25 protein-coding genes are annotated in these 24,698 nt (G+C 62.0%); 11 read left to right on the top strand and 14 right to left on the bottom strand.

What is annotated here, in order from left to right:
- Positions 1 to 81: 81 nt before the first annotated feature.
- Positions 82 to 483, bottom strand: a complete 402-nt coding sequence (locus I2I01_RS06815) for a hypothetical protein (RefSeq protein ID WP_196285711.1) — start codon at positions 481 to 483, stop codon at positions 82 to 84.
- Between the two features lie 163 nt (positions 484 to 646).
- Between I2I01_RS06815 and I2I01_RS06810 the strand changes: the two genes are divergently transcribed.
- Positions 647 to 1,048, top strand: coding sequence for a hypothetical protein (locus I2I01_RS06810; protein ID WP_196285710.1), 402 nt, complete (start codon positions 647 to 649; stop codon positions 1,046 to 1,048).
- Positions 1,049 to 1,105: 57 nt separating this feature from the next.
- Here I2I01_RS06810 and I2I01_RS06805 read toward each other — a convergent pair whose 3' ends face one another.
- Complete coding sequence (locus I2I01_RS06805) at positions 1,106 to 2,659, bottom strand: tetratricopeptide repeat protein (RefSeq protein WP_196285709.1); 1,554 nt, start codon at positions 2,657 to 2,659, stop codon at positions 1,106 to 1,108.
- Positions 2,660 to 2,951: 292 nt separating this feature from the next.
- Here I2I01_RS06805 and I2I01_RS06800 point away from each other — a divergent pair, with 292 nt between their 5' ends.
- The 3 genes from I2I01_RS06800 to I2I01_RS06785 all read left to right on the top strand — a co-directional run bounded on the left by I2I01_RS06800 (position 2,952) and on the right by I2I01_RS06785 (position 4,842).
- On the top strand, positions 2,952 to 3,206 hold the full coding sequence (locus I2I01_RS06800) for a hypothetical protein (RefSeq protein WP_196285708.1): 255 nt from the start codon (positions 2,952 to 2,954) through the stop codon (positions 3,204 to 3,206).
- 194 nt (positions 3,207 to 3,400) lie between these two features.
- Positions 3,401 to 3,829 (top strand): CsbD family protein, encoded by a 429-nt coding sequence (locus tag I2I01_RS23530; RefSeq protein WP_317196868.1) that lies wholly within the window; start codon positions 3,401 to 3,403, stop codon positions 3,827 to 3,829.
- A gap of 182 nt (positions 3,830 to 4,011) precedes the next feature.
- Positions 4,012 to 4,842, top strand: a complete 831-nt coding sequence (locus I2I01_RS06785; RefSeq protein ID WP_196285707.1) for a DUF1206 domain-containing protein — start codon at positions 4,012 to 4,014, stop codon at positions 4,840 to 4,842.
- A 113-nt stretch (positions 4,843 to 4,955) separates the two neighbouring features.
- Here I2I01_RS06785 and I2I01_RS06780 read toward each other — a convergent pair whose 3' ends face one another.
- Positions 4,956 to 6,179, bottom strand: coding sequence for an NAD(P)-dependent oxidoreductase (locus I2I01_RS06780; RefSeq protein ID WP_196285706.1), 1,224 nt, complete (start codon positions 6,177 to 6,179; stop codon positions 4,956 to 4,958).
- A 237-nt stretch (positions 6,180 to 6,416) separates the two neighbouring features.
- On the opposite strand from I2I01_RS06780, the gene gcvP reads away from it, so the two are divergent.
- Positions 6,417 to 9,332 (top strand): aminomethyl-transferring glycine dehydrogenase, encoded by a 2,916-nt coding sequence (gene gcvP / locus I2I01_RS06775; protein WP_196285705.1) that lies wholly within the window; start codon positions 6,417 to 6,419, stop codon positions 9,330 to 9,332.
- 220 nt (positions 9,333 to 9,552) lie between these two features.
- Here the strand turns inward: gcvP and I2I01_RS06770 are convergent, their stop codons facing one another.
- Positions 9,553 to 9,861: an SH3 domain-containing protein gene (locus tag I2I01_RS06770; RefSeq protein ID WP_196285704.1), complete on the bottom strand. Its 309-nt coding sequence runs from the start codon at positions 9,859 to 9,861 to the stop codon at positions 9,553 to 9,555.
- A gap of 229 nt (positions 9,862 to 10,090) precedes the next feature.
- On the opposite strand from I2I01_RS06770, the gene I2I01_RS06765 reads away from it, so the two are divergent.
- Entirely contained in the window at positions 10,091 to 10,690 is a 600-nt protein-coding gene (locus tag I2I01_RS06765) for a DUF4136 domain-containing protein (RefSeq protein WP_196285703.1), read from the top strand.
- A 194-nt stretch (positions 10,691 to 10,884) separates the two neighbouring features.
- Positions 10,885 to 11,436, top strand: a complete 552-nt coding sequence (locus I2I01_RS06760) for a hypothetical protein (RefSeq protein WP_196285702.1) — start codon at positions 10,885 to 10,887, stop codon at positions 11,434 to 11,436.
- 36 nt (positions 11,437 to 11,472) lie between these two features.
- Here the strand turns inward: I2I01_RS06760 and lipA are convergent, their stop codons facing one another.
- Together lipA and I2I01_RS06750 are read right to left on the bottom strand one after the other, a co-directional pair.
- Positions 11,473 to 12,366: a lipoyl synthase gene (lipA, locus tag I2I01_RS06755; protein ID WP_196285701.1), complete on the bottom strand. Its 894-nt coding sequence runs from the start codon at positions 12,364 to 12,366 to the stop codon at positions 11,473 to 11,475.
- A gap of 178 nt (positions 12,367 to 12,544) precedes the next feature.
- Entirely contained in the window at positions 12,545 to 13,429 is an 885-nt protein-coding gene (locus I2I01_RS06750; RefSeq protein ID WP_196285700.1) for a hypothetical protein, read from the bottom strand.
- Positions 13,430 to 13,535: 106 nt separating this feature from the next.
- Here I2I01_RS06750 and I2I01_RS06745 point away from each other — a divergent pair, with 106 nt between their 5' ends.
- Positions 13,536 to 13,943: an OsmC family protein gene (locus I2I01_RS06745; protein WP_196285699.1), complete on the top strand. Its 408-nt coding sequence runs from the start codon at positions 13,536 to 13,538 to the stop codon at positions 13,941 to 13,943.
- A gap of 113 nt (positions 13,944 to 14,056) precedes the next feature.
- Here I2I01_RS06745 and ytxJ read toward each other — a convergent pair whose 3' ends face one another.
- From ytxJ to I2I01_RS06725, 4 genes are all read right to left on the bottom strand, one after another.
- Positions 14,057 to 14,398: a bacillithiol system redox-active protein YtxJ gene (gene ytxJ / locus I2I01_RS06740; protein WP_196285698.1), complete on the bottom strand. Its 342-nt coding sequence runs from the start codon at positions 14,396 to 14,398 to the stop codon at positions 14,057 to 14,059.
- Positions 14,399 to 14,506: 108 nt separating this feature from the next.
- Positions 14,507 to 14,866, bottom strand: a complete 360-nt coding sequence (locus tag I2I01_RS06735; protein ID WP_196285697.1) for a hypothetical protein — start codon at positions 14,864 to 14,866, stop codon at positions 14,507 to 14,509.
- Between the two features lies 1 nt (position 14,867).
- A complete protein-coding gene (locus tag I2I01_RS06730; RefSeq protein ID WP_196285696.1) occupies positions 14,868 to 15,368 on the bottom strand; it encodes a hypothetical protein in 501 nt (166 codons plus the stop codon).
- A gap of 203 nt (positions 15,369 to 15,571) precedes the next feature.
- Positions 15,572 to 17,551 carry an alpha-ketoacid dehydrogenase subunit alpha/beta gene (locus I2I01_RS06725; protein ID WP_196285695.1) on the bottom strand — a complete coding sequence of 660 codons (1,980 nt, stop codon included), beginning with the start codon at positions 17,549 to 17,551 and terminating at the stop codon, positions 15,572 to 15,574.
- 390 nt (positions 17,552 to 17,941) lie between these two features.
- Between I2I01_RS06725 and I2I01_RS06720 the strand changes: the two genes are divergently transcribed.
- Together I2I01_RS06720 and I2I01_RS06715 are read left to right on the top strand one after the other, a co-directional pair.
- Positions 17,942 to 19,384 (top strand): hypothetical protein, encoded by a 1,443-nt coding sequence (locus I2I01_RS06720; RefSeq protein WP_196285694.1) that lies wholly within the window; start codon positions 17,942 to 17,944, stop codon positions 19,382 to 19,384.
- Positions 19,385 to 19,655: 271 nt separating this feature from the next.
- Positions 19,656 to 20,918, top strand: a complete 1,263-nt coding sequence (locus tag I2I01_RS06715) for a M16 family metallopeptidase (RefSeq protein WP_196285693.1) — start codon at positions 19,656 to 19,658, stop codon at positions 20,916 to 20,918.
- Positions 20,919 to 21,053: 135 nt separating this feature from the next.
- On the opposite strand, the gene I2I01_RS06710 is transcribed toward I2I01_RS06715, so the two are convergent.
- The 4 genes from I2I01_RS06710 to I2I01_RS06695 form a co-directional block, all read right to left on the bottom strand.
- Positions 21,054 to 21,431 carry a hypothetical protein gene (locus I2I01_RS06710; protein ID WP_196285692.1) on the bottom strand — a complete coding sequence of 126 codons (378 nt, stop codon included), beginning with the start codon at positions 21,429 to 21,431 and terminating at the stop codon, positions 21,054 to 21,056.
- 167 nt (positions 21,432 to 21,598) lie between these two features.
- Positions 21,599 to 22,006, bottom strand: a complete 408-nt coding sequence (locus tag I2I01_RS06705; protein ID WP_196285691.1) for a hypothetical protein — start codon at positions 22,004 to 22,006, stop codon at positions 21,599 to 21,601.
- A gap of 168 nt (positions 22,007 to 22,174) precedes the next feature.
- Positions 22,175 to 22,543 (bottom strand): hypothetical protein, encoded by a 369-nt coding sequence (locus tag I2I01_RS06700; protein ID WP_196285690.1) that lies wholly within the window; start codon positions 22,541 to 22,543, stop codon positions 22,175 to 22,177.
- A gap of 251 nt (positions 22,544 to 22,794) precedes the next feature.
- Positions 22,795 to 23,436 carry a hypothetical protein gene (locus I2I01_RS06695; protein WP_196285689.1) on the bottom strand — a complete coding sequence of 214 codons (642 nt, stop codon included), beginning with the start codon at positions 23,434 to 23,436 and terminating at the stop codon, positions 22,795 to 22,797.
- 102 nt (positions 23,437 to 23,538) lie between these two features.
- On the opposite strand from I2I01_RS06695, the gene pheS reads away from it, so the two are divergent.
- Positions 23,539 to 24,627: a phenylalanine--tRNA ligase subunit alpha gene (gene pheS, locus I2I01_RS06690; RefSeq protein ID WP_211537923.1), complete on the top strand. Its 1,089-nt coding sequence runs from the start codon at positions 23,539 to 23,541 to the stop codon at positions 24,625 to 24,627.
- Positions 24,628 to 24,698 lie beyond the last annotated feature (71 nt).

The following is a 24,698-nucleotide window of genomic DNA, read 5'->3' as shown; positions in this document are numbered from 1 at the left end:
GCCACGCGGCCGGCCGGAAAATCCGGGAGGCGCGGGGACGCGAACTACAAAGTTCGCGCTACAATGGTTACGAGGCGCGGCTTAGCGCGACAGCGTGTTGCCCGCCTTGATGAGCAGCTTGCTCAGGTTGTTGAGCGGGCCGCTGTAGTCGCCACCGGCATCTTCGGCCACCTTGGCCGTTTCGGCGCCGAGGCTGGCCAGGATTTCGGCAATGTCGTGGGCCGGGCTTTTGGGGTCGGCCAGCAACTCGCTCAGCTGGTTGAGCTCCTGTTTGATTTTGGCTAGGCCGGAGCGGTCCGACGCGGCCAGCACCGCGGCCCAGCGCTCTACTTCGGTGCGGCCCTGGGGGCCGGAGTTGGTGGGCGTACTGGCCGTCAGAAAGGTCAGGGTGTCGTCGAGCAACGCGGTGTTTTGCTGGTCGCTCACGGCCAGGGGCACTTCGGGCGTGGGGGGCGTTTGCGGCGTGGAGGCAGTGGAGTCCATAGGAAAGCGGGAAATAAGAATGCGTAGGGGGCTATACTAGCGCAGAGGCTAAAAAGTTAGCTTGGCCCTTCGTCCGCTCGCCCGGAGCTGAGGCCGATGGCCGGGTTACCTTTTGCCAGCACATTTCATTAAGCTCATCCATTCACTTCAATTCCGTTTTCCAATGAAAATGTCGCTGAAACCGCTGTTCCTAGCTGCCGCCGTGGCCCTCGCCGCTACCGCCTGCGAAACCAAAACTGCTGAGACTTCGACTGCCGCCGACGGCACCACCACGACCACCGTGACCACCGACAGCACGGCCCCTGCCGGCTCGGCCACCGAAGCCGGTGCCAAAATCGATGCGGCTGCCGACAAAGCCGAAGCTAAAATGGAGGCCGCTGCCGACAAGCTGGGCGCGAAAATGGACGCTGCCGGCGAAAAGCTCGATGCCAAAATGAATGAGGCCGGCGCCAAAATGGACGCCGCTGGCGACAAGATTGACGCCAAAATGCGCGCCATGGGCGACGCCGCCAAACGCTCGGCTGAGCAGACCAAAGCCAACGCCAAGGAAGCCGCCAATAAGTAAGCCTGCGCCACTTTTTATAAAAAGGGCCCGCCTGCAATTGCAGACGGGCCTTTTTTATTACGCATACGCCAGTTCCAGTAGCACGTCGTAGTAGGGCCGGCCCAAGGTCCGGGCACGTAGCCAAGCGTAGAAGCTGAGCACCTGCAAGTCTTCGCGCTCTGAGGACAGGAAATTCGGCATATTGAACACGCGGTTGCCGAAATCTGGTCGGCGTGCGATGGCGGGGTCTTCAATTACCTCGCGCACCAAGGACAAGTATTGTAGCACGGCTTGGTAGGGTCCGCCCACGGGCACGGCAGGCGTGTCGCCCTCGGCCGGCGTGGCCGGAAACTGCTCGCGCAAGGTGCGCTCGATGGCGCGCAGGCGGGTGAGGGCCAGCTCCTGGTTGCCCAGCTCAAACTGAATCAGCAGCTCGCCGATGTTGCGGTTCACCATCCATTCCAGGCCCAGGTGCTGCTCCAGCCAGTGGTCGGTGCGGTTGAGGCTGAGCATGCTTTGGTTGGCTTTGGCGAATTTTCCTTCGACGAAATAGTGAAACGAGAGCTGGAAGCGGGCCGTGAGGTCGTCGGCGGCCGCCAGAGGCTTGGGGCCGTGCAGGGCGTTTTCGAGCAGGGCAATGCTTTCGGCGTTGCGACGCAGGAAGGCGTAGTTGGCCGCCAGCAGGAAGGTGAAGCGCGGCACCAACTCGCCAAACTGCCGGGCCGGGCCGGCGTCAATCAGGGCCTGCCCCTTTTCCAGGTACGCCACCGATTCTTCGAAGCGGCGCGAGCGGTAGAGGGCGTGCGCTAGCATGTAGAGCAGCCGCAGCTGGTGCCCGCGCTGGGCCGGCGCAAAGCCGTGGCGCCGCTCCATGAGGGTGTAGCAGCGTTCAATGAAGGGCGCAAACGAGGTGAAGTCGCGCCGCACCAGCATGGCATTGCGGGCAATGGACATGAGCCGACTCAGCAGCGAGGGCGAGCGGGCAAAGGCCTCCTGCAAGTCGTACTCGGCCAGAATCTGCTGCACGAGGCCATCGACGGCTACGGTGGCTCGGCCGCGGGCGCGCGACTCGCGCAGGCGCTGGCGCAGCAGGCTGTCGGCAATGTTGGCGCGCTCCTCCTCATCGGCGGCCTTTTTGTTGGCGCGGTAGCGAGGCAGGATTTCATCGAGCGGCACGGCGTGGGGCGTGCCCGCGTATTGAATCTGAAGGTTGTACACCGCGTTCAGGGGCTCGTATTGCTCGCTTTCGCGGGCCAGCTTTTCGGCCTTGCGCAGCGTGCTCCAGGCCAGACGCGGAATGCCGGTTTCGAACAGGTACTGGGCCAGGGTGAGCTGCCCGCGCACCGAGGCGGCAGCCGTGGTGTCGAGCTGGCGCTGGCGCAGCAGCAGGAAGTCGGTGAGGTGGCGCAGCAGGCGCTTGCGCAGCGCGTAGTAGGCCACGGGGTTGGGCTCGTCGGGGTAGAGCTTGGCAATGAGCTTGTCCTTTTTCAGCTCCTTGGCTTGCACCAGCAGCTCGTAGAGGCGTGAGTCTTGCCGGCCGGCGGCCTTGCGGCGCTGCCGCTGAATGAATACGCCGAAGTCGCGGCGCTCGTCGGGGGCCAGGGTCAGCAGTGTGGTGCGCAGGTCGTCCATGGGGCCAAATTACGGCGCGGCGGGACGTTGTGGGATGGGCCGCGTTGAACCGCTGATTCGTGCCTGAAACTGAACGTCGTACCGGGCAGAGCGAAATATCTTGCCTGCCGCCAGCCATTATTTACCGCTGCTGTACAAACTGGTCGGGGCACTCTGTGTGACGGCGTTAGCGCCGTAACCATTTTTATTTACGGCCTTCTATCAAGCTCAGCCTTATAAATTTATCGGGTTACCTTTTACCTGGGGCTTTATTAAAGGCAGATTTTTCAATCATTCCTTTCCTTATCATCTCATGAAGACCTCCTTCAAAACCTTGATGCTGGTGGCTGCCCTGGGCACCTTCACCTTCGCTTCGTGCTCCGAGAAAAAAGCCGATGAGGCTGCCACCACCACCGAAAACACCGCCTCTAACGCCGGCGACGCTGTGGGCGATGCTGTGGACAGCGCCAAAGCCGACATGGCCCGCGAACCCGGCGACACCGCCGTGGTGCGCAATAAGCCCGCCAACGGCGTGGTAGAAGAAACGCCTGCTACCCCGCAGAAATAAGCTGGTTCGCCTCGCTTGAGAAAGCCCCGCCGTGCACACGGCGGGGCTTTTTTGCTTCATGCTCACAGGTTGGAAAGCAGAACAGAGGTGCAAAATTCGGGCATTCGTGAAGCGGCTATAAACTCAGCCATTGGACCGGGCGTACAACTGCCACCAAACGACGTTTTTCCTTTTCATTCCCACCTCTTTCACTCATGGACCTCAACAACAATAACATCGGCGACAGCACCGAGCTGCGGGCTCGCGGCAACTGGAACGACATCAAGGGCCAGGCCAAGCAGAAATGGGGCAACCTCACCGACGACGACCTGACTTACGACGAAGGCCGCCAGGACGAGTGGTTTGGCCGCCTGCAGCAGAAAACCGGCGAAACCATCGATAACATCAAGAACTGGTTCAACGAAAAAACCGACAATGCCACGGCTTCGACCACTGGCACCGAGTGGCGCGCCCGCGGCAACTGGGACCAGGTGAAAGGCCAGGCCAAACAGAAGTGGGGCAACCTCACCGACGATGACCTGACCTACGAAGAAGGCAAGCAGGACGAGTGGCTCGGCCGCTTGCAAGAGAAAACCGGCCACGCCGTCGACGACATCAAGGCCTGGTTCAACCGCACTTTCTAACCTTCCGCATTTCCCCGATGAAGTAAACGCGCCTTCCAGTTCCACACGCGGCTGCTTCGTCACGAAAGGCCCCTTCTGATTTCAGGAGGGGCCTTTTTTTGCTGCTAAAGGGCCTGGTAACCCAACCTTGTAATTCGGGTGCACGTCTAGAAAGCCCTTTTCCCACTCTTTCCGCCTGTGCCATGTCGGTTGCCAACACCTTACTTTCTGCCGTTCCTGGCTCGCCTTCGGCCGGCATCCGCCTGCTGGCCCGCCTGGGCTTTGCCGCCATCGGGGTGGTTTACTTGCTGATGGGCGCGCTGGCCCTCATGGTAGCTACCGGCCTGCGGCTGGCTGCACAAGCTGACAAAGAGGAAGCCGTGCAGCATCTGCAGACCGTACCGGGCGGCCGCCTGCTGCTGGGCCTCATTGCGGTGGGGCTGCTGGGCTACATCGTCTGGCGTTTCACCCAGGCCATTCGCGACACCGAAGGCAAGGGTTCGGACGCCAAAGGGGTGGGCACGCGGCTCTGGTACGTGTGCAGCGGACTTTTCTACAGTGGCCTGGCCCTATATGCCGGGCGCCTGGCTTTGCAAGGCTACGCCGACAAGGGCGGCAGCACCTCGCAGTCGCTGACGGCCAAGGTGCTGGCCTGGCCCGGTGGCAACTGGCTGGTGCTGCTAGCGGGCGTGGTCATCATCGGGGTGGGCCTGTACCAGGGCTACCGGGCATTTTCGGGCCAGTTGCGCAACGACGTGGACGGCAGCAGCCTCACCAGTGCGCAGCAGCGGCTGGTGTATCGCGCGGCCCAAATCGGCATCACGGCCCGGGGCGCGGTGGTGGCCATCATCGGCTACTTTGTGGTGCAGGCCGGGCGGCAGTCGCGGGCCGGCGCCGTGGGCAGCACCGACGAGGCCTTCGACCTGCTGGCCGCCATGGGGCCGCTGGCGCTGGGGGTGGTGGCACTAGGCTTCGTGGCCTACGGCCTTTACTCCCTGGTGCAGGCCAAATACCCCATTTTGCGCGGGCTTTAAAAGTGGCTCGTTCCGTAAGAAGCCGTTATCGGGCCAGCACCTCCATGTAATCGGTCAGGCTTAGCGTTTAGTCAGAACCAGCGGTGCATCGGTTCCGGCAAACATTACAGCCATCACGCCAACGTAGTTTCAGCTACGTAATCAGCTAAATAAGCGTAGCGCTCCGTGAGCTGGCCGCCTTTGGCAATGGTGGCCCGCGCAATCACGCCTTCGGCATCATCGCCCACCAAGTGCGGAAGCACGTTGTCGATGAGCTGGCGGCCAAAGTCGCGGCTGGCGTTGCGGGGCAGTTCGCAGGGCAGGTTATCTACGGCCATAATCGTGATGTTTTCGGGCCGGGAGTAGGCGGGCTCCAGTTCGCCGGTGGCGGGATTATAGTCGAAAGCCGGGTCGGTGATGGTGCTGCTGCGCTTGGTGGTCGGAATGGAGCCGTTCACGTCGCAGGTCACGTCGGCAATGGTGTTGATGCGGAAACCCGGCATCCGGGTGTCGGCTTCTTCGAACAGCCGGGGCGCCGCCGGGTGCCAGTAGGCGCAGGCAATGAGCAAGTCGGTGACGGGCACAAATAAGTTAAAAGCAGACTCGTACTCCTGCGGGTTTTGGTGGAAATCGGGGGTATCCCACACGCGGCCGTCGCGGCGGCGATTGTAGTCGGAGCTGCCCAGCTGGGTATACACCGGCTCGGTAAAATCGTGGTAGAGGTAGTCGTATACACTCACCCGCCTGATGCCCATGCGGTTGAGCACCTCCAGGGCGCCCTGCGCCACGCGGCCCGAGCCCGTCACGGCCATCTTGATGGGCGGCAGCTTCTTCACCTTGAAAAACTCCTCCTGCATGTCGTCCATGTCCACGCACTGGTAGGCCGGCTTCAGGTCGTAGAGGCCGTGCTTGCGCCCGTAAGTCAGCAGGCCGTTGTAGGCCCCCACGATGCCGGCGTAGCGCCCGAAGGCCACAATACGCTCGCCGCGCGCGTTGGTCAGCAACTCGTAGTCGATGAGGGTGATGTTCTTTTTCAGCACGGCCTGCAGCAGCTTCCGGTTGGCGGGCTGCTTCTTCACGGTGTGCGAGAAAAAGAGGTACGTTTTGTTGGGAATGAGCTGGTCCACGGGTACCTCTTTCACGCCCATTAGCACATCGCATTCGCTCACGTCGTCGCGCACCTCAATGCCAAGGTCGCGGTATTCCTGGTCGGCGTAGCTGCGGATGGGGCTGCTTTGCGCCACCACGCGCAGGCCAGGGAAGGTGGCCTGGGCTTCGACGCATTTTTTCGGGGTGAGGGGCACGCGCTTGTCGGGCGGCGTTTTGCCTTCGCGGATGAGGCCAATGGTAAAGGGCATGAGCGGGGTGGGATGGGGAATGGATGGGCTGGCAAAGCTAGAAATTTTGGGCTGTTGGGGCGGGGCCCGCCCCCGCCCGGTCGGCTGCGCCGGCTCACTGATACCGTTCAATAGTCGGGCGGGGGCAAGCCCCGTCTCTACGTCATTCGCCGGTATTTTATGGCGCTAGGGGAAGCCTTTCGCCCGTACCTTTGTTATCCCGGAAGTTAGCTTTCTCCCCACCCCTTTTTCGTCTTTATGTCGTTGAAATTCTCGTCCGTTGACGTTTTTGAAGCTCGCCACAACGCGCCCGGCGCCGACGAGCAGGCCGCTATGCTCCGCACCATCGGCGTGGAAAGCATCGAGCAGCTCATCAATGAAACCGTACCGCCGGCCATCCGCCTGAAAAAACCCCTCAACCTGCCCGCCGCCCTCAGCGAACGGGCTTTTTTGGCGAAATTCAAGCAGATTGCCAGCCAGAACCAAGTGTTCAAGTCTTACATCGGCCTTGGCTACCACGACACCACCCTGCCCCCCGTCATCCAGCGCAACATCCTGGAAAACCCGGGCTGGTACACCGCCTACACGCCCTACCAGGCCGAAATTGCTCAGGGCCGCCTCGAAGCCCTCATCAATTACCAGACCCTGGTAATTGACCTCACCGGCCTCGAAATTGCCAACGCCAGCCTGCTGGACGAAGGCACCGCCGCCGCCGAGGCCATGCACATGCTGCACAGCCAGACCAAGAAAAAAGGCGCCCACCAGTACTTCGTGTCGGAGCAGGTGCTGCCCCAAACCATCGACCTGCTGCGCACCCGCGCCACCCCCATCGGCATTGAGCTAGTGGTGGGCGACCACCGCCAGGTAGACCTGAGCAACGAAGGTTTCTTCGGCGCCATGGTGCAGTACCCGGCCGCCGACGGCGAGGTGTTTGATTACACAGACTTCATTGCGCAGGCACAAAAAAATAACGTCTTCGTGGTGATGGGCGCCGACCTGCTGGCCCTCACGCTGCTCACCTCGCCCGGCGAGCTGGGCGCCGATGTGTGCGTGGGCAACTCGCAGCGCTTCGGCGTGCCGATGGGCTATGGCGGCCCGCACGCCGGCTTCTTCGCCTGCAAAGACCAATTCAAGCGCGTGATTCCCGGCCGCCTCATCGGCCAGAGCGTGGACGCGGCCGGCAACAAGGCCTACCGCATGGCCCTGCAAACCCGCGAGCAGCACATCCGCCGCGAAAAAGCCACCTCCAACATCTGCACCGCCCAGGTGCTGCTGAGCGTGCTGGCCGGCATGTACGCCGTGTACCACGGCCCGCAGCGCATCCGCCAGTTTGCCGTGAACACCCACTTGCTGGCCCAAACCCTGGAAGCTGGCCTGAAAAAGCTGGGCATGGAGCAAACCAACGAACATTACTTCGACACGCTGAACCTGCGCCTGGAAAGCACCGAACTGCAGCAGGCGGTGAAGAAGGAAGCCGAAGCCGCCCGCATCAACTTCCGCTACTTCGACGAAGTGCGCGTAGGCATCTCGCTCAACCAGAACACCGAGCTGAGCGACGTGAACGACATCCTGAACGTCTTCGCCAAGGTGCTGGGCAAGCAGGCCGAAGCCGCCCAGCTGCCCGCCGAGGCGGAGCTGAGCTGGCCCGCCAGCCTGCAGCGTACCAGCGAGTACCTCACGCACCCGGTGTTCAACACGCACCACGCCGAGCACGAGATGCTGCGCTACATGAAGCAGCTCGAAAACAAGGACCTGAGCCTGGCCCACAGCATGATTCCGCTGGGCTCGTGCACGATGAAGCTCAACGCCACCGCCGAGATGATTCCGGTGACCTGGGCCGAAATCGGCGGCCTGCACCCCTTCGCTCCCATCGAGCAAGCCCAGGGCTACCAGCAGATTTTCTCGGACCTACAAGCCTGGCTGTGCGAGGTGACCGGCTTTGCCGCCGTAAGCCTGCAGCCCAACTCCGGCGCGCAGGGCGAATACGCCGGCCTGCTGGCCATCAAAGGCTATCACGATGCGCGCGGCGACCACCACCGCAACGTGGCCCTGATTCCGGCCTCGGCCCACGGCACCAACCCCGCCTCGGCCGTGATGGCCGGCATGCAGGTAGTGGTAGTGAAGAGCACCGAAGATGGCAACATCGACGTGGCCGACCTCAAGGCCCAGGCCGAGAAGCACGCTGCCAACCTGAGCTGCCTGATGGTGACCTACCCCAGCACGCACGGCGTGTACGAGGAAACCATCATCGACATCTGCGACACCATTCACCAGCACGGCGGCCGCGTGTACATGGACGGCGCCAACATGAACGCCCAGGTGGGCCTCACCTCGCCCGCCAACATCGGCGCCGATGTGTGCCACCTCAACCTGCACAAAACCTTCTGCATTCCGCACGGCGGCGGCGGCCCCGGCGTGGGTCCCATCGGCGTGGTGGCCGACTTGGTGCCCTACCTGCCCGGCCACGCCGTGGTGCCCGTGGAAGGCCGCGACGCCGGCTCGGTATCGGCCGCGCCGTGGGGCTCGGCCAGCATTCTGCCCATCAGCTACGCCTACATCTCGATGATGGGCGGCGACGGCTTGAAGCGCGCCACCGAAACGGCCATCCTGAACGCCAACTACATCAAGGCTCGCCTCGAAAGCCACTACCCGGTGTTGTACTCGGGTAGCAACGGCCGGTGCGCCCACGAGATGATTCTGGAATGCCGCCAGTTCAAAAAGGCCGGCATTGAAGTAGAAGACATTGCCAAGCGCCTGATGGACTATGGCTTCCACGCCCCCACGGTGAGCTTCCCAGTGGCCGGCACCCTGATGGTGGAGCCCACCGAAAGCGAAAGCAAGGACGAGCTGGACCGTTTCTGCGACGCCATGATTTCCATCCGCAAGGAAATTGCCGCTGTGGAGGCTGGCCAGGCCGATGCCAAGGAAAACGTGCTGAAGCACGCTCCCCACACCGCCGCCACCGTCCTGGCCCACGAGTGGACCCGCCCCTACACCCGCGAGCAGGCCGTGTACCCCATGGACTACGTGCGCGCCAACAAGTTCTGGCCCAGCGTAAGCCGCATCGACTCGGCCTACGGCGACCGCAACCTCATCTGCAGCTGCACTCCCATCGAGCAGTACGCCGACAAAGAGGAAGACTTGGTGCAAACCGATAAAGGGCCGTCGTATTAAGCAGCGGCAGCGTCTGTCATTGCGAGGAGGCACGACGAATCAATCCGTCCTGTTCTCAGCGACTAGCCCTCTAATGTGACAAAGACCTAAAAAAGCCCCGGCACCATTGCGGTGCCGGGGCTTTTTGGTAAAAGAGCGTGTCTGGTTCTAAGAGGACGGATTAGCTTCGCTGAACTTCGTTTGCTACGGCCTGCGGCCTCGCAATGACAGGCGATTCCTGCTATTTATCCCCTCGCACGCCGAAGCAGCGGCGGTCCATGTAGCCGGTTTGCACCAGGCCGTTCTTCTCCAGCCGCACACGCACAAAATAGGCATTGATGGTATCGAGCACCTGCACGGTATTGCCGGCGGTGGTCTGCGTCAGCACGTTGGAGGTTTTGGTCATGCCGTCGTACACGGGGCAGTCCACAATGGTGTTGTGCGGCACCGGCGTGGTATTGGGCGCCGTGCGCCGCACCTCGTCGCGGGCAGAGGTGCAAGCGGTGAACAAGCCGACGGTAGCCAAAACCAACAAGGCAGTACTTTTCATTGACGAAGCTGGAAATTGATGAGGGGAATTCGGGGGTAAGGTAGGACAAAATCCGGTTATCTCAAGATGGGACAGTTGGAAATTCATCGCTCAAACCCGAGCTTCGTTCGACTAAAATGTGAACGACGGGGGTGGCTTTTTCGTTAGTGTAATAGCTTCCGAAACAGGCTGCTGGGCTTTCGCCGCGCTCGTTTCAAAGCTTCCTCTCATCTGTATTCTAATCGTCTTTATGAACCGCATCACCCGTTCCCTGGCCCGCCCGATTGGCTTAGTGGCTGCTGCCGTAGCCCTGCTGCTGGGCCCCAGCGCCTGCTCGCCGGCCGCCCGCGTGGGCGTCACCAACGACTTCGACCACGCCGTTAATTTCCGCGCCTTCAAAACCTGGGCCTGGTACCCGCAGCAGCCCAAAGATGTGGAAGGCGGCCCTGCCAAAGGCTATGAGTCTTTCCTCGACAAGCGCATGCGTGCCGCCGTGGCGGCTGAGATGACGGCCAAAGGCCTGACCGAAGTAACGACGGCGCCCGACATCTATATTGCCTACAGCGCCCGTGTGGAGGACAAGCAGCAAGTGTCGCCCTACTACAACGGCCTCGGCTATCCCTACGGGTATGGCTACGGCTACTACGGCCGCGGCTACTCGCCCGTGACGCAGTACAAGGCCGGCACCGTGGTAATTGACATCATCGATGCCCGCCGCAAAGAGCTGGCGTGGCGCGGCACCGGCCAGGCCCAAGTCGACCAAAACACCATCGACGAAGCCGAAACCCACCGCATCGTGAACGGCATCCTGAGCACCTACCCGCCCCAGGACAACAACGCCCGCCGCTAGGCTGCTTGCAACGTCCCGCTTCCTAAAAAGCCTCTTCTGTCCGAAGGGGCTTTTTTTGTGTGTTCCATCTGATAAATACCGTGCGCTTTTCTTCTCTTTTTGTTTTGGCAATTGGCCTGTTGCTAAGTAGTTGCCAAGCTGTTTTCACGGGCATCTACAGCATTCGCGAACCCAAGCCTTTGGCAGCAGGCAGCTTGCCCAAGCTAGCAGAAGACTATGGTGTCCCTCCCGACAGTCGCAACGGGGTGCTCGATACCAGTTTCCGCCGCGTGTTGCGCCGGATGCACCGCCAAGATTCCAGCGTAGCCAAAAACCATTGGCAGTTTTTGCAGGCCGTGTACTACGATGCGGCGGGCCGCCAGCAGTCCTTTCACATTAACTGCTACGCCGGGGGCTTCCCCAACCTGCATTGGGAGCGCGACGGCATCATGGCGCAGTTTCCACCGGCCCAACAAGCCCCGCGCGACTCGGCTTTGTCTTTGGCCGAGCATCTGAAGTTCATTTACTCTGGCAGTGCACCAATATCGGCTCCGCCCGCCAATTACACAGTAGTAGTGCATTGGAGCCGCTTCATGACGCGGCAAAGCAGACGGCTCATTCAGGCGGTGCGCCGCAACGTGGCCTTGGCCCCTGCGGGCACGCGGGTGGCGCTGGTATTCGTGAATACCGATGACTTTTATTACCTCACTTATAAACGAGAGGACGAGCGGCTTGCGGCGCTGCAACAAAAAAGCCCGGCCAAATAGCCGGGCTTTTTTGTTAATAATAAGTTGATAAACCAACTACACCGGCACGTTCACATGGCGCTCGGCGTGGTAGGAGCTGCGCACCAGCGGGCCGCTTTCCACATACTTCAGGCCGCGGCGCAAGCCTTCTTCGCGGTAGTGGGCAAACTGGTCGGGGGTGATGAACTCGGCCACGTCGAGGTGGCGCTTGGTGGGCTGCAGGTACTGGCCCAGGGTGAGGATGTCGAGGCCGTTGGCCACGAGGTCGTCCATGGCCTGGTACAGCTCGTCGGGCTTTTCGCCCAGGCCCAGCATGATGCCAGACTTGGTGCGATGGCCAGCCAGCTTGGTGCGGCGGATTTGCTCCAGGCTGCGGTCGTACTTGGCCTGCGGGCGCACGAGGCGGTAGAGGCTGCCCACGGTTTCGATGTTGTGCGAAATCACTTCCTGGCCGCCCGATATCATGACGTCCAGCGCGTCCCAGTTGGCTTTTACGTCCGGAATCAGGGTTTCGATGGTGGTGCCGGGCGAGAGCTGCTTGGTGAGCACCACGGTGTCGCGCCACACGCTGGCGCCGCGGTCCTTGAGCTCGTCGCGGTTCACGCTGGTGATGACGGCGTGCTTCACTTTCATCAGGGCAATGGCCTCGGCCACGCGGCGGGGCTCGTCGAGGTCGTATTCGGTGGGGCGGCCGGTGGCCACGGCGCAAAACGAGCACGAACGGGTGCAGATGTTACCCAGAATCATGAACGTGGCCGTGCCCGCACCCCAGCATTCGCCCATGTTGGGGCAGTTGCCGCTTTCGCAAATGGTGTGCAGCTTGTGCTCGTCCACGAGGCGGCGCACGGCGGCGTATTCTTCGCCCACGGGCAGCTTCACGCGCAGCCAGTCGGGCTTGCGGGGACGGGCGGGGGCAGCCGTTTCGGGCTGGATAACGGGCAAGTCTATCATCTCAATTGACAGTTGGCAGTTAACAGTGAGCAGTTAACTTCAAGTAAAAGCAATTTCCCGCCCAATCGGTTCGAAGAAAAAGCTTCCCAAAATTACGCACATAAAGGCCGGCTTTTACCTTCCTGCCCCAATAGGCCTCAGCATCGGCTCACTACCAACTATTAACTGAGAACTGTCCCTAGCTCCGGTGCCCGAAATACAGCGTAAGGTACACCGAGGGAAAGAACTGGCGGTTCACGGCCTGGTTCTCGGGGCCAGTATAGGGGCTGAGGATGACCATGCGCTTGGTGAAGGCCTCGACCAATACGCCCACTTCGAGGCCCGTCACGGCGTCGCGGTAGCGGCCGTACTCAAAGCTCAGGCCGCCGCGCACGTGGAAGCCCGGCACCACCTTGGTATCGCTGATGCCGCTGAAGAGCGGGCCGTGGTCGAGGATGGCCGGCAGAAAAGTGTGCTTGAGCGGGTCGTACTGCTCGTTCACAATCTCGTCGGTGGCCAGGCTGGGCACCTGCGTGCGGGCAAACGTGCGGTCGTAGGAAATGTAGTAGGGCATGAGCAAGCCCAAGGACGGCCCTGCGCTCAGCAGGCCGTTCACCTGCACACCGGCATCGGCGGCTTTGCGGAAGAGGATGCGCTGCATGCCAAACGACGGGCGCAGCACAAAAGCATAGTTGGTTTTGCGGTCGATGTAGCTGCCCCCCACGGCGGTGTTGATGCGCTCTTCCTTGGCGTTCTTCAGCATCACGCCCTCGAGGCTCCAGAAACGCAGCAGGCGGTTGTCGAGCACACGGGTAGAGCGGACGGACACCCCTCCAATCAAGCCGCCCTGGGTATTGAAGTTGATGCCGTACACGAACTCCTTGCGGTACGACTGCTCATCCGACGGCGCCTCGGGCACGGGCGCGTAGCGGGTGGGCGTCGTTGGGGCAGGCGCTTCGGGCGCCGTCGTCGAACGCGAAGCAGGAGCCGCCGGCCGCACCGGCCGTTCCTGCGCCTGCGCTGCGGTGGTCAGGCTGGCAGCCGCCGCCAGCAAGCCGAAATAACGAGAGAAGGAGGAAAGCATAATCAACCAAAAAAGGGCCCCGGCCGCTGCCACCAACGCGGCGCACGACTTGATACGTAATTTAGCGAAAGAAGAAACTACTTGGTAAAGGTAACTCGCTGACTTGATGAACACCGCCACCGCCCGCTACGCCGGCAACCTCCGCACCGAAGCCACGCACGTCGCGTCCGGCACCACCATTCAAACCGACGCGCCCGTTGATAACCACGGCCGGGGCGAAGCGTTTTCGCCCACCGACCTGGTGAGTACCGCCCTCGGGGCCTGCATCATCACCACGATGGGCATTGTGGCCGAGCGCCACGCCTGGGACTTGACCGGCAGCACCTTCAACGTCACCAAGCACATGAGCACGGATGCCCCACGCCGCATTGCGCAAATTGACGTTGCGCTGACATTGCCGGCCACGCTGGACGCCAACGCCCGGACCGTGCTGGAGCGGGCCGCCCACACCTGCCCGGTGGCCCTGAGCCTGCACCCCGACCTGGTGCAGAACGTGGTGTTTGAGTATCGGTAGAAGAAATTAGGCTCAGCTGTCACCCTGAGCGCAGCGAAGGACCTTCTCACCGAGAAACAACTAGCGTGAGAAGGTCCTTCGCTGCGCTCAGGATGACAGCCTTTAGCAACTGTTTACTTCACCACGCTCTGCACGTCGCTCAGGCGGATGCCCATGTGCGAGGCATCGTAGGTGCACTCGCCGCCCTGGATGAGCAAGAGCTGCGGCGACTCGTGGCGCACGCCAAACTGCTCGGCAATCTGAGCCGAAAGGGGGCGGAAGCGCAGCAAATCGAGGTAGTAAATGGGGAGGTCGAGGCCACTGTCGGCCCATTGGCGCTCAATCTTGCTCTTGGCCGCCGCGCTGATGGAGCAAGTGGTGCTGTGCTTGAAAATGAGCACCGGCTGCTCGTAGGAGGCCCGGGCCAGGTCGGTAAGCTGTTCGGGTTGGGTGAGGGGAAGCCAGGGAGTCGACATAAGAGATTCTGGGTAAAAAGAGCAACGGGGTGCGCCGGCGCACCACAAGGCAAGCCGGCGCCGGAATACTACAACAGATTTTGAGCTAGTTGATTCCCGCGCGGCTGGTCATTTTTTTTCGTCGTTGCGGGCGGCCAGCTTGCGGCGCTGGCGCTGCTCTTTGCGCACGAGGGTGGTGGTTTTGTCGCGGCGCAGGCCCAGCAGGCCGGCGGGCTTCACGTTGGGCGCGGTGCCTTTGCCGTAGTTCACGTCGCGGCTAATGTCGGCTTGGGGCTGGGTGCTTTTGCCGCGCTTGAGCTGCTCGGCCGTCACGTCGAGGTGGCTGTCTTTGTAAGGCGAGTCGGTGCGCTTGGCCTCGCGCAGGGCGCGGCGGTTGGCAGCCTTCACCTTAGCCGGTTTTTCCTTCACAATTTGGGCGTGCGCCGCCCCGCTACCCAAGGCCAGCAGGGCCCCCAAAGCAAATAGCACGCTACGGCTTGTCGCCGCCAGTAGGCGCTGCATCGGGCGTTGATTCTTCCTTGGGCGCTTTGGGAGAAGCACCGTGCTCGTAATCGGGTTTCTTGTGGAGGCCATATTTGAAAAAGTCACGGATGGATTGCCAGGGACGGAACGGCTTGGATTGTTTGTTGACTTTGCGGCGCTTGAGCTTGGGCTTCTTCATGAGCCCTTTTTTGTCGTAGCGCACCGTCGATTTCTCGGGCAGCGTGCGGGCCGCCGGGGCTTGCGAGGGGGCCGTTACCGTGCCGCCGCTGGGCGTGGAAACGTCGGTGGCGGCTTCCACATCGGGCCCGCCTTCTACCGACTTTTCTTTCTTCTTGGCGTGGGTGAAGGCCAGCAGTCCTTTCTCTTTTTCCTTTTTGGCCTTTTGCTGGGCAATGTATTCGGGCGAGGGCTTGGGCGTAGGCAGCCGGTACGGATGGAACACCTTGTGGTAGAGCGAGCAACTGCTCAGCAGCCACGCGCCCAGCAAGGACCAAAGAACAACGGGAGGTATACGTGTCAGCACCGTAAAACGGACAAAGTCAGGAAGGAAGCGAAAGAAAGGTACGGCCCGGCCGCGCGAAAACCGAGCCATTTAATCGGTAGCAAGACTTAAGTAGCAAGTAATAAGATTCGGAGCTTCGGGGTTCAGGGCTTTCGTCTTATTACTTGCTACTAAATACTTGCTACTCGTTAATAGTTGCGCAACGCCTGCACCTGCTCGCGCAGGCGCTGCTGAGGCAGGAAGGCAGCCTCCAGCGGCGGCGCAAACGGGATGGCCGTGTCGAGCGAGGCCACGCGGCGCACGGGCGCGTCGAGGTGCTCGAAGCAGTTCTCCCCTATCCAGGCCGCGATTTCGCCGCCGATGCCGCCGGTCATGGTGTCTTCGTGCAGGATGAGGACGCGGCCGTTTTTCTCCACGGTGCGGCGCACAGCCTCCTGGTCCCACGGCAGCAGGGTGCGCAGGTCGAGCACGTCGGCCGACACGCCCAGGTCCTGGCACACCTCCAGGGCCCAGCGCACGCCCATGCCGTAAGTGATGATGCTCAGCTCGTCGCCCTCGGCCGCGAGCGCAGCCTGGCCAATGGGCGTGGTGTAGTAGGCCGCCGGTACCGGGCCGCTCATGCTGCGGTAGAGCATTTTGTGCTCGAAATACAGCACCGGGTTGGGGTCTTCGAAGGCGGCGCAGAGCAGGCCCTTGGCATCGTGCGGGTTGCTGGGGTATACCACCTTCAGGCCGGGCACGTGCGTGAACCAAGCTTCGTTGCTCTGCGAGTGGAAGGGCCCGGCCGCCGAGCCGGCACCGGTGGGCATGCGAATGACGACGTCGGCATTTTGGCCCCAGCGGTAGTGGCTCTTGGCCAGGTTGTTCACAATCTGGTTGAAACCGCAGGTCACGAAATCGGCGAACTGCATCTCCACCATGCTTTTCTTCTTCTTGATGCTCAAGCCCAAGCCAATGCCCACAATGGCCGACTCGCACAAAGGCGTGTTGCGCACCCGCGACTTGCCAAACGCAGCCACGAAGCCTTCGGTGATTTTGAACACCCCGCCGTAGTCGGCAATGTCCTGGCCCATGAGCACGAGGTCGGGGTAGCGCTCCATGCTCTGCTTCAGGCCTTCGGAAATGGCGTCGATGAAGCGCTTGTCGGGCGCGGCGCTGCCCGCAGGCGCGTCCGTCACGGGCGCCTCGAAAGGCTGGTACATGTCCGCAATTTCCTCCTGAATGTCGGCCGTGGGCATGGGCACGGCGTCGGCTTCCTGCAGGCCAGCTTCAATAGCAGCCTTAATGGTTTCGCGGATGCTGTGGCGGGCGGTTTCGGTGAGAATGCCCTCGGCCAGCAGCCATTTTTCGTAGTTTTCGACCGGGTCTTTGGCGGCCCACTCTTCCATCAGGCTCTGGGGCACGTACTTGGTGCCGCTGGCTTCCTCGTGGCCGCGCATGCGGAACGTCAGGGCCTCTACCAGCACGGGGCGCGGGTTTTCGCGTAGGTCCTCGGCCAGGCGCTTCACAGTGGTGTACACTTCAAGCACGTTGTTGCCGTCTACCTGCACGGCCTCCATGCCGTAGGCCGGGCCTTTGTCCACAAAGGACTTGAAGCGAAACTGCTCGTTGCTGGGCGTGCTGAGGCCGTAGCCGTTGTTTTCAATCATGAAAATGACCGGGAGCTGCCACACGGCGGCCACGTTCAGGGCCTCGTGGAAGTCGCCCTCGGAAGCACCGCCGTCGCCGCTGTACGTCAGCGTCACCTTGGGCTTTTTGTCGAGCAAATCGGCCAAGGCGATGCCGCCGGCCACGGCCAGCTGCGGGCCGAGGTGCGAAATCATGCCCACGATGTGGTGCTCGTTGGTGCCGAAGTGGAAGCTGCGGTCGCGGCCCTTGGTGAAGCCGGTGCGCTTGCCCTGCCACTGCGCAAACAGGCGCCCCAGCGGCACCTCGCGGCCCGTGAACACGCCCAGGTTGCGGTGCAGGGGCAGAATGTATTCGTCGGCCTCCAGGGCCAGGGTGCTGCCCACCGAAATGGCCTCCTGACCGATGCCCGAAAACCACTTGCTCACCTTGCCCTGGCGCAGCAGAATCAGCATTTTTTCCTCAATCAGCCGCGGGCGCAGCAGGTGTTGGTAGAGGTGCAGCAGGGTTTCGTTGGAGAGGTCTTGGCGGTCGAAGGTCATAAAAAGAGGGGCGGGTTGGGAGCAGCAAAGGTAGCGGCCATGCGGCAGGTCGACAGCTACTCTGCCAATCCGGGTTCGGGATGCGGCCCATGGGCGCGTGCACAGAAAAGCAGCACCAGTCAGCCGTGGCACAGTCTGCGCATTTCGCGGGGCACGACACCTCATTTGCACGGAGCCTGACGCCGCCGTTAAGCACCGACAACGCAAGCGGCACGGCGCCGCGTGCCCACCGCCGCGGCACAACGGCTGCGACCCGGCAAAGGACCCGGACCTTTATCTTCGGTGCCCATTTCCCACCTGGTATTTGGCCTACGCCGATTCCTGCCCAAGCCGTTGCCAATGGTTTCCCTGCCTTACGGGAGAGAACTTTGGGCTCCGCCTCGCTTCTACATGAAAAAACACGCTCTCTCCTTTTTCCTCGCCCTGCTGGTGCTGCTGGACTTAGGCTACACGTTCGTGCAGAGCTACCAGTTGCCGCTCGATGGCGACATCTGCCCCATTGTGGCCCCGGCGGCCGACTGCCGCCAGGTGCTTGGCGACCCCTTTGGCTGGGCGGCGCTCACCCGCCACGAGGTGTACGTGGCCCCGAACCGTTTTTTTGCTCATGCCGCCATGTTCACCTACTTCAAGTCGGTGCCCCTGGCTTTGCACAAGCTCACCGACCCCATTAGCAGCGTGTACGCCGCGTGCGCCCTGTTTGGCGTGCTGGTACAGGCCCTGCTGCTTTACCTGCTTGGAGTATACATCACCGGCCGCTACCGGCCGAACCGCCGCTTCTGGCTGGCGGTGCTGCTGGTGCTGCCGCTGTTTCAAATGGCCGGCTATAACGACCAGATGGGCATCATCGACCAAAGCATTACCTATACTTTTTTTTATGCCCTCCCCATGGCGCTGCTGCTGCTGCTGCTGCTGCCTTTCTACCTGGCCGCGCGGGAGCAACGCCCTTTGCAGCTGGGGTGGGCCGCCTGCGTGGCCCTGGTGGGGCTGATGGTGGTGCTGGCCTTCAATGGCGCCATCATCACCGGCACCGTGGCGGTGCTCTACTGCTGCCTGGCCGCCCACTGGCTGGTGCAGCAATGGCACACCGGTGTGGGCACTGGGTGGCAGCAATGGATGCAACGGGTTCGCGCGCTGCCGCGTCAGCCCCTGGTGCTACTGGGGCTGTTTGGGCTGCTGTGCCTGTATTCGCTCTACCTGAGCCGCTACGAGCGCGAAAACCTGGACCACTCCCTTCCCCTGTGGGAGCGATACAGCCGCATTCCGGCCGGCATTGCCTGGCAGTACCGCAAGCTGGGCATGCCGCTGCTCACGCTGGCCGTGCTGGCCAATGTGCAGCTGCTGCGCCGCCAGCTGTCGGCCGCGGCGGGCAGCCAGCGCATCCGGCACCTGATACGGTGGTTGGGAATATTCGCGCTGATTTACTTGCTGGTGCTACCCCTGGGCGGCTACCGCGAGTACCGAGCCCTCATTGTGCGCCGCGACTCCGTGATTCCGCTCATCCTGGGTTTGGTCTTTGCCTATGGGCTTTCGACGCTTTACTTGCTCTACCACCTGCCTACCCGGCCGCGGCGCTGGTACGCCGGAGCGGTGCTGCTATTTGCATTCATCTACCTCAACGCCGACCGACACCTGCCCAACGTTTCCAACACCTGCGAGCGGCAGCACCTGACGCGCCTGGCCCAAGCCACCGAGCCAGTGGTCCGCCTAAGCACCGACTGTACACTGATGTCCTGGGAAATCAACCGCTGGCCGCAGTACTCCGACCTGAATGCGCAGCTGTTTGAGTACTGGGGCATTACACAGGGCAAAAAGCTTTATTACCAGCAAGACTAGCCGTGGGCACTGCCGGCCGCGTATTGCGCTTTTGCGCAGGGAGAGTCACGGAACGTCCTTTTGAAGCTGACACCATTTGTAGCCAATGGTGTTTACCTCAAAAGCAAGCCGGCTCAGGCCTCGTTTGCCAGGCACCGTCGGATGCGTTATAGCTTCCCCGAACATTGGCTAAAGTGCTTTTTAATCTACCGCGTGGGGCCCGGCCCGAGGCCCCAACTTTCGTTACATCCCGCGGGTTATAGCCTCGCGTGTTCCCGCCTACTTTTATTTCATGATTCATTTCCAGGAATTCACCCTCGCCAACGGCCTGCGCTGCATTGTGCACGAAGATTTTTCCACGCCCATGGCCGTGCTCAATGTGATGTACGACGTGGGCTCGCGCGACGAAGACCCCGGCCATACTGGCTTCGCCCACTTGTTTGAGCACCTGATGTTTTCGGGCTCGGTGAACATCCCGAGCTACGACGAGCCCCTGCAGCGCGTGGGCGGCGAAAACAACGCCTTCACCTCCAGCGACATCACCAATTATTACCTCTCGCTGCCCGCGGCCAACCTCGAAACCGGCTTCTGGCTGGAAAGCGACCGGATGCTGAACCTGGCTTTCTCGGAAAACGGGCTGGAAGTGCAGCGCAAAGTGGTGGTGGAAGAGTTCAAGCAGAGCTACCTCAACCAGCCCTACGGCGATGTGTGGCTGCAACTCAAGCCCCTGGCCTACCACACCCACCCCTACCAGTGGAACACCATCGGTAAGGAAATTTCGCACATCGAAAACGCGGTGATGGACGACGTGCGCGGCTTCTTCCAGAAGCACTACGCGCCCCAGAACGCTATTCTGGTGGTGGCCGGCGCTGCCAGCGTGGCCGAGGTGCGCCGCCTGGCCGAAAAGTGGTTCGGACCCATTCCGGGCGGACCAGTTTACCAGCGCCAGCTTCCGCAAGAGCCCGCGCAGACCGAAGCGCGCCACCGCACCACGCAGGCGCCGGTGCCGCTGTCGGCGCTCTACAAGGCCTACCACATGCCCGCGCGTGGCGACGCCCGCTACCACTCCGTCGACCTGCTCAGCGACATGCTCGGCCACGGCAAGTCGGCCCGCCTGCACCAACGCCTGGTGAAAGAGCAAGCTTTGTTCAACAACATCTCGGCCTCCCTCACCGGTTCGCTCGACCCTGGCTTGCTCGTCATCAGCGGCAAGCTGAACGCAGGCGTCGACCTCAAAGAGGCCGATGCCGCCGTGGAAGCCGTGGTGGCCGAATTCCTGACCGCCGACGTGGACCCGCAGGAGCTGGAAAAAGTAAAAAACCAGGCCGAAAGCAGCCTGGTTTTCGGCGAAATCGACCTGCTGAACCGCGCCCTCAACCTGGCCTACAGCAAGCTGCAGGGCGACGCCAACCTGGTGAACGAGGAAAGCCGCCGCATTCAGGCCGTGACGGTGGCCAGCGTGCGCGCCGCGGCCCAGGAAGTGCTACGCCCCGAGAACTGCAGCACGCTTTATTATGAAGCAGTGGAGCAGAACGAGATGGTAGAAGTCGAGTAGCAGATGTATTCAGCTTAAATGAAGAACGTCATGCTGAGCTTGCCGAAGCATCTCTACCGCGCAAGTAATTATTTACAGTTGCGGTAGAGATGCTTCGGCAAGCTCAGCATGACGTTCTTGTATTCTAGTGCTGTCCTACTTTTTCTTGGCTTTCACCTTGGTCTTTGAAGCCGGCGCCGTGGGCAGGTTGCTGTCGCGGCTCAGGGAGCTGTTGGCGGGCTTGGCGTAGCGGGGGCGCGGGGTGCGGTTGTCGTTGTAGCCGCCGTTGTTGGTGTAGCCCACTTGCCGGCGCATGGGCGTGGCGGGCGCCAGGTACATCGAGCCGTTGCGGATGTCTTCGGGCACGCCGGCACCGTAGGGTTTGCCGGTGTGGGGGTTGATTTTGACGGCCGTTTTCACCTTGCGCGGGCCGCGCGTGGAGTAGGGCGTGAGTTTTTTGCTGCGTGACTGCGCCGAAGCATCGGTAGCGGCCACTGCAAGCAGGAGCAGCGAAGCGAAAAGGTAGCGGAACATATTGCTGACGAAAAAGATGAAATGAATTGCTTGCTCGAAGTCCCGGCCGCACCGGGCCCAAAGCGAATCGGCTTCCATTCATACGCACAACTGCCGGGGGCGGATGGTGCCATGAAATGGAAGCCGATGCAAAAATAAAGCGGAGCAGGGGCCGGAGCCAGCCGCCGTTAGTTGCCGAGCGTGGTTTGGGTAGCGGCGGGCTTGCGAGCCGGGCGCACGCTGTAGGGGGTCAGGCCGTTGCTGGTGCGCACGTGCACGGGCATGCCGGGAGCGGCCGAAATGTTCTGGTTGTCGATTTCGCCGCGGGAGGTGGTAGCGGGCAGAACATCCGTGGCGCCCCAGCCGTCGTTAGAAGCCACGGCCGTTTGGGTGTTGTTTTCGATGGGCGGCCAGCCGTCGTTCAGGGGTGCGGCGGGGGCCGATTTCACGGCCACGCGGCGAGCCTTCTTGGCCTGGCGGGCGGCTACCTTGGCGGCTTTGGTGGTTTTCTTGGATGCCTTCACCGGAGCGGTTTGGGCGCTAGCTTCAGCCAGCAGGAACATCGACAGGGCGAGGGTGAGGAAGGAACGAAGCATGGCTGAAATGAAAAGAATGTGGAGTTGAAAAGTTGATTACCGTAGCTGAGAGGACATATTCCAAAGGCGTGCCAACTTTTTCAACTGCTGATTTCCGACCAGCAAAAAAGCCCGGCCGGCCCGCAAACGCAGACCATCCGGGCCATTGTCCCGACCAACGCCGCGGTTTTATCGCGGCGTGAGCGTGGTGCGGCTTTTGGTGCGGGCGGGCGCAGGCCCGTTGTAGCCCTGCACCGTCTTGGGGTTGTCCACGTTCACGGGCATGCCAGGGGCGGCGTACACGTTCTGGCCTTTGCCGTCGGCACTTTCGGTAGAGCCCACGGCGCCGTTGCCGCCGGGGCCAATGGCGTTGCGCCCCTCAGAGCTGGCCTTACCAGTCGCCGATGCGGAGCCGGTAGCCGGCTTCATGGAGGTGTTGCGGGTGGCCGTAGTGCGAGTGGTTTTGGCCTTGGTGGTTTTGGTAGCGGGGGCCGACTGGGCCGCCGCTTCAACAACGAAGGCAAGCGCGAGCAGGGCGGAAAGCAGGGAGCGAAGCATAAGCGGGGTGGTGAGAAGTGAAAGAAAAGTGACTAAGTGCCCTGCAGCAGGCCTAAGAAACAGGCGGCTTCCGGTTGCTACGGCGGCGTTGGGCATACGCGAAACCCCGTGGCCCGGTATGCGCGGGGGCCAAAGTTTTGGTGCCCATCTGCCTCTTAGCGCAACCGCTACAACGCCAAACGGCCCGGCCGCCCCACCCATCAGGTGAAGCAACCGGGCCGAAGTAGATATAAGCCGGGAGCTTGGCTTGCTTACCAGCCGAGGGGTTCGGGCGCTTTTTTCTTGGGAGCCGCTTTCACGGGCGCTTTTGCAGGGGCCTTGGCTTTATCGGCAGCACCGCCTTTTGCAGCGGTGGCAGCCGTGCCGGCGGTGGCCTCCGTAGCAGGAGCCGGAGCGGGCTCGGGCGTAGCGGGAGCAGCGGCCGCAGCCGGGGCAGGCGCAGCGGCCGGGGTGGTGTCTACCGGGCGGGGCGGCCAGGGCTTTTCGCGGCGCGGCTTGCGGTTGAGGCGGCGCTCACGGGCGGCAATGGCGTCGTCTTCCATCACGTGGCGGCCGCCGCGCATCATCACCGGGGCGCCGGGCGCTACCGAGATGCCCTGGCCAATGCTGGCGCTGCTGGGCGTGGCTGCGCCGCCACCAAAGCCTTTATCGGCGGCAGGAGTTGCAGCGGCAGCTTCCGGAGCGGGAGCAGCTTCGGGGGCAGGAGCTTCGGGCGTGGCGCCGCCGCTGGCCGTGGCCTTGGTGCTGGTGGCGGCTGCGTTGGTTTTAGGAGTGGTTTTCTTGGCGGGGGCTTTTTTGGGCGTATCCCAGCCGCCGGTGTCCCAGCCGCTCTGGGCCGAGGCGGAAGTTGCTACGCCTCCGAGGATAAGCAAGAAAAATAGCGCACGTTTCATGGTAAAAGTTTTAGAGAAGGTGAATCAGGAATTGCGGTAACTGAATGTGTTCGTGAATCGTTCGGCGAGGGCCGGGCCCTTGCCGTAACTTTGCGGCCTATGATGCAGGAATCCATTGCCGCTCTTACGGCCGAAATTACGACGGCCGAACTGAATAATCCCGCCGCCCTCGATGCTTTCCGCATCAGTTACCTCGGCCGCAAGGGCCGGCTGGCCGATTTGTTCGACCAGCTGAAGACCGTGCCCAACGAAGAGAAACGTGCCGTGGGCCAGCAGCTCAACGCCCTGAAGCAGCAGGCCCAGGCCCGTTTCGACGAGGCCCAGCAGGCCGCCGAAGCGGCCGCCGACAACGCCCCCGCCAACCCCGACTTCGACTATACCCTTCCTATCGTGCCCAATGCCCTGGGCACCCGTCACCCGCTGAGCCTGGTGCGCGAGGAGATGCTGCGCGTGTTCGCCCGCATCGGTTTCGCCGTGGCCGAAGGTCCCGAAATTGAGGACGACTGGCACAATTTCACCGCCCTCAACTTCCCCGAAAACCACCCGGCGCGCGACATGCAGGACACGTTCTTCGTGGCCTCGGTGTCGAACGCGGCCGGTGCAGCCGACACCGGCGCAACCGGTGAGGCGGCAACCGGCGCGCCCAATTTGCCGCACCTGCTCCGCACCCACACCAGCACCGTGCAGGTGCGCGTGATGGAAACTGAGCCGCTGCCCATTCGCCGCGTGATGCCGGGTCGCGTGTTCCGCAACGAGGCCATTTCGGCCCGCGCCCACATGATGTTCCACCAGGTGGAGGGCATTTTCATTGACGAGGGCGTGAGCTTCGCCGACCTCAAGCAGACGGTGTATTACTTCGTGCAGGAGCTGTTCGGGCAGGATATCAACATCCGCTTCCGCCCTAGCTTCTTCCCTTTCACCGAGCCCAGCGCCGAAATCGACATCACCTGCCTCATTTGCAAAGGCAAGGGCTGCAACATCTGCAAGTACTCGGGCTGGGTTGAAATTGGCGGCTGCGGCATGGTGGACCCCGCCGTGCTCGAAAACGCCGGCATCGACCCCGAGAAATACTCCGGCTATGCCTGGGGCATGGGCATCGAGCGCATTGCCATGCTCAAATACCAGATTAAGGACCTGCGCTTGTTCACGGAAAACGACATGCGCTTCCTACGGCAATTCGAGGCGCTGTAGGGTGCTCTGACCTCATTTGCATAAACTTGCGAAAAGCGGGAGATGGTTGGCCAGCCAACTGTTTCCCGCTT

Origin of the sequence: Hymenobacter properus, assembly GCF_015694735.1 — a bacterium.
Lineage (GTDB): Bacteria > Bacteroidota > Bacteroidia > Cytophagales > Hymenobacteraceae > Hymenobacter > Hymenobacter properus.
This window is presented reverse-complemented; position numbering and strand designations above follow the sequence as displayed.

Bases quoted from the DNA above. Each gene is read 5' to 3' on its own strand.
- I2I01_RS06815 (WP_196285711.1), bottom strand. From the start codon at position 483: ATGGACTCCACTGCCTCCACGCCGCAAACGCCCCCCACGCCCGAAGTG.
- I2I01_RS06810 (WP_196285710.1), top strand. From the start codon at position 647: ATGAAAATGTCGCTGAAACCGCTGTTCCTAGCTGCCGCCGTGGCCCTC.
- I2I01_RS06805 (WP_196285709.1), bottom strand. From the start codon at position 2,659: ATGGACGACCTGCGCACCACACTGCTGACCCTGGCCCCCGACGAGCGC.
- I2I01_RS06800 (WP_196285708.1), top strand. From the start codon at position 2,952: ATGAAGACCTCCTTCAAAACCTTGATGCTGGTGGCTGCCCTGGGCACC.
- I2I01_RS23530 (WP_317196868.1), top strand. From the start codon at position 3,401: ATGGACCTCAACAACAATAACATCGGCGACAGCACCGAGCTGCGGGCT.
- I2I01_RS06785 (WP_196285707.1), top strand. From the start codon at position 4,012: ATGTCGGTTGCCAACACCTTACTTTCTGCCGTTCCTGGCTCGCCTTCG.
- I2I01_RS06780 (WP_196285706.1), bottom strand. From the start codon at position 6,179: ATGCCCTTTACCATTGGCCTCATCCGCGAAGGCAAAACGCCGCCCGAC.
- gcvP (WP_196285705.1), top strand. From the start codon at position 6,417: ATGTCGTTGAAATTCTCGTCCGTTGACGTTTTTGAAGCTCGCCACAAC.
- I2I01_RS06770 (WP_196285704.1), bottom strand. From the start codon at position 9,861: ATGAAAAGTACTGCCTTGTTGGTTTTGGCTACCGTCGGCTTGTTCACC.
- I2I01_RS06765 (WP_196285703.1), top strand. From the start codon at position 10,091: ATGAACCGCATCACCCGTTCCCTGGCCCGCCCGATTGGCTTAGTGGCT.
- lipA (WP_196285701.1), bottom strand. From the start codon at position 12,366: ATGATAGACTTGCCCGTTATCCAGCCCGAAACGGCTGCCCCCGCCCGT.
- I2I01_RS06750 (WP_196285700.1), bottom strand. From the start codon at position 13,429: ATGCTTTCCTCCTTCTCTCGTTATTTCGGCTTGCTGGCGGCGGCTGCC.
- I2I01_RS06745 (WP_196285699.1), top strand. From the start codon at position 13,536: ATGAACACCGCCACCGCCCGCTACGCCGGCAACCTCCGCACCGAAGCC.
- ytxJ (WP_196285698.1), bottom strand. From the start codon at position 14,398: ATGTCGACTCCCTGGCTTCCCCTCACCCAACCCGAACAGCTTACCGAC.
- I2I01_RS06725 (WP_196285695.1), bottom strand. From the start codon at position 17,551: ATGACCTTCGACCGCCAAGACCTCTCCAACGAAACCCTGCTGCACCTC.
- I2I01_RS06720 (WP_196285694.1), top strand. From the start codon at position 17,942: ATGAAAAAACACGCTCTCTCCTTTTTCCTCGCCCTGCTGGTGCTGCTG.
- I2I01_RS06715 (WP_196285693.1), top strand. From the start codon at position 19,656: ATGATTCATTTCCAGGAATTCACCCTCGCCAACGGCCTGCGCTGCATT.
- I2I01_RS06710 (WP_196285692.1), bottom strand. From the start codon at position 21,431: ATGTTCCGCTACCTTTTCGCTTCGCTGCTCCTGCTTGCAGTGGCCGCT.
- I2I01_RS06705 (WP_196285691.1), bottom strand. From the start codon at position 22,006: ATGCTTCGTTCCTTCCTCACCCTCGCCCTGTCGATGTTCCTGCTGGCT.
- I2I01_RS06700 (WP_196285690.1), bottom strand. From the start codon at position 22,543: ATGCTTCGCTCCCTGCTTTCCGCCCTGCTCGCGCTTGCCTTCGTTGTT.
- I2I01_RS06695 (WP_196285689.1), bottom strand. From the start codon at position 23,436: ATGAAACGTGCGCTATTTTTCTTGCTTATCCTCGGAGGCGTAGCAACT.
- pheS (WP_211537923.1), top strand. From the start codon at position 23,539: ATGCAGGAATCCATTGCCGCTCTTACGGCCGAAATTACGACGGCCGAA.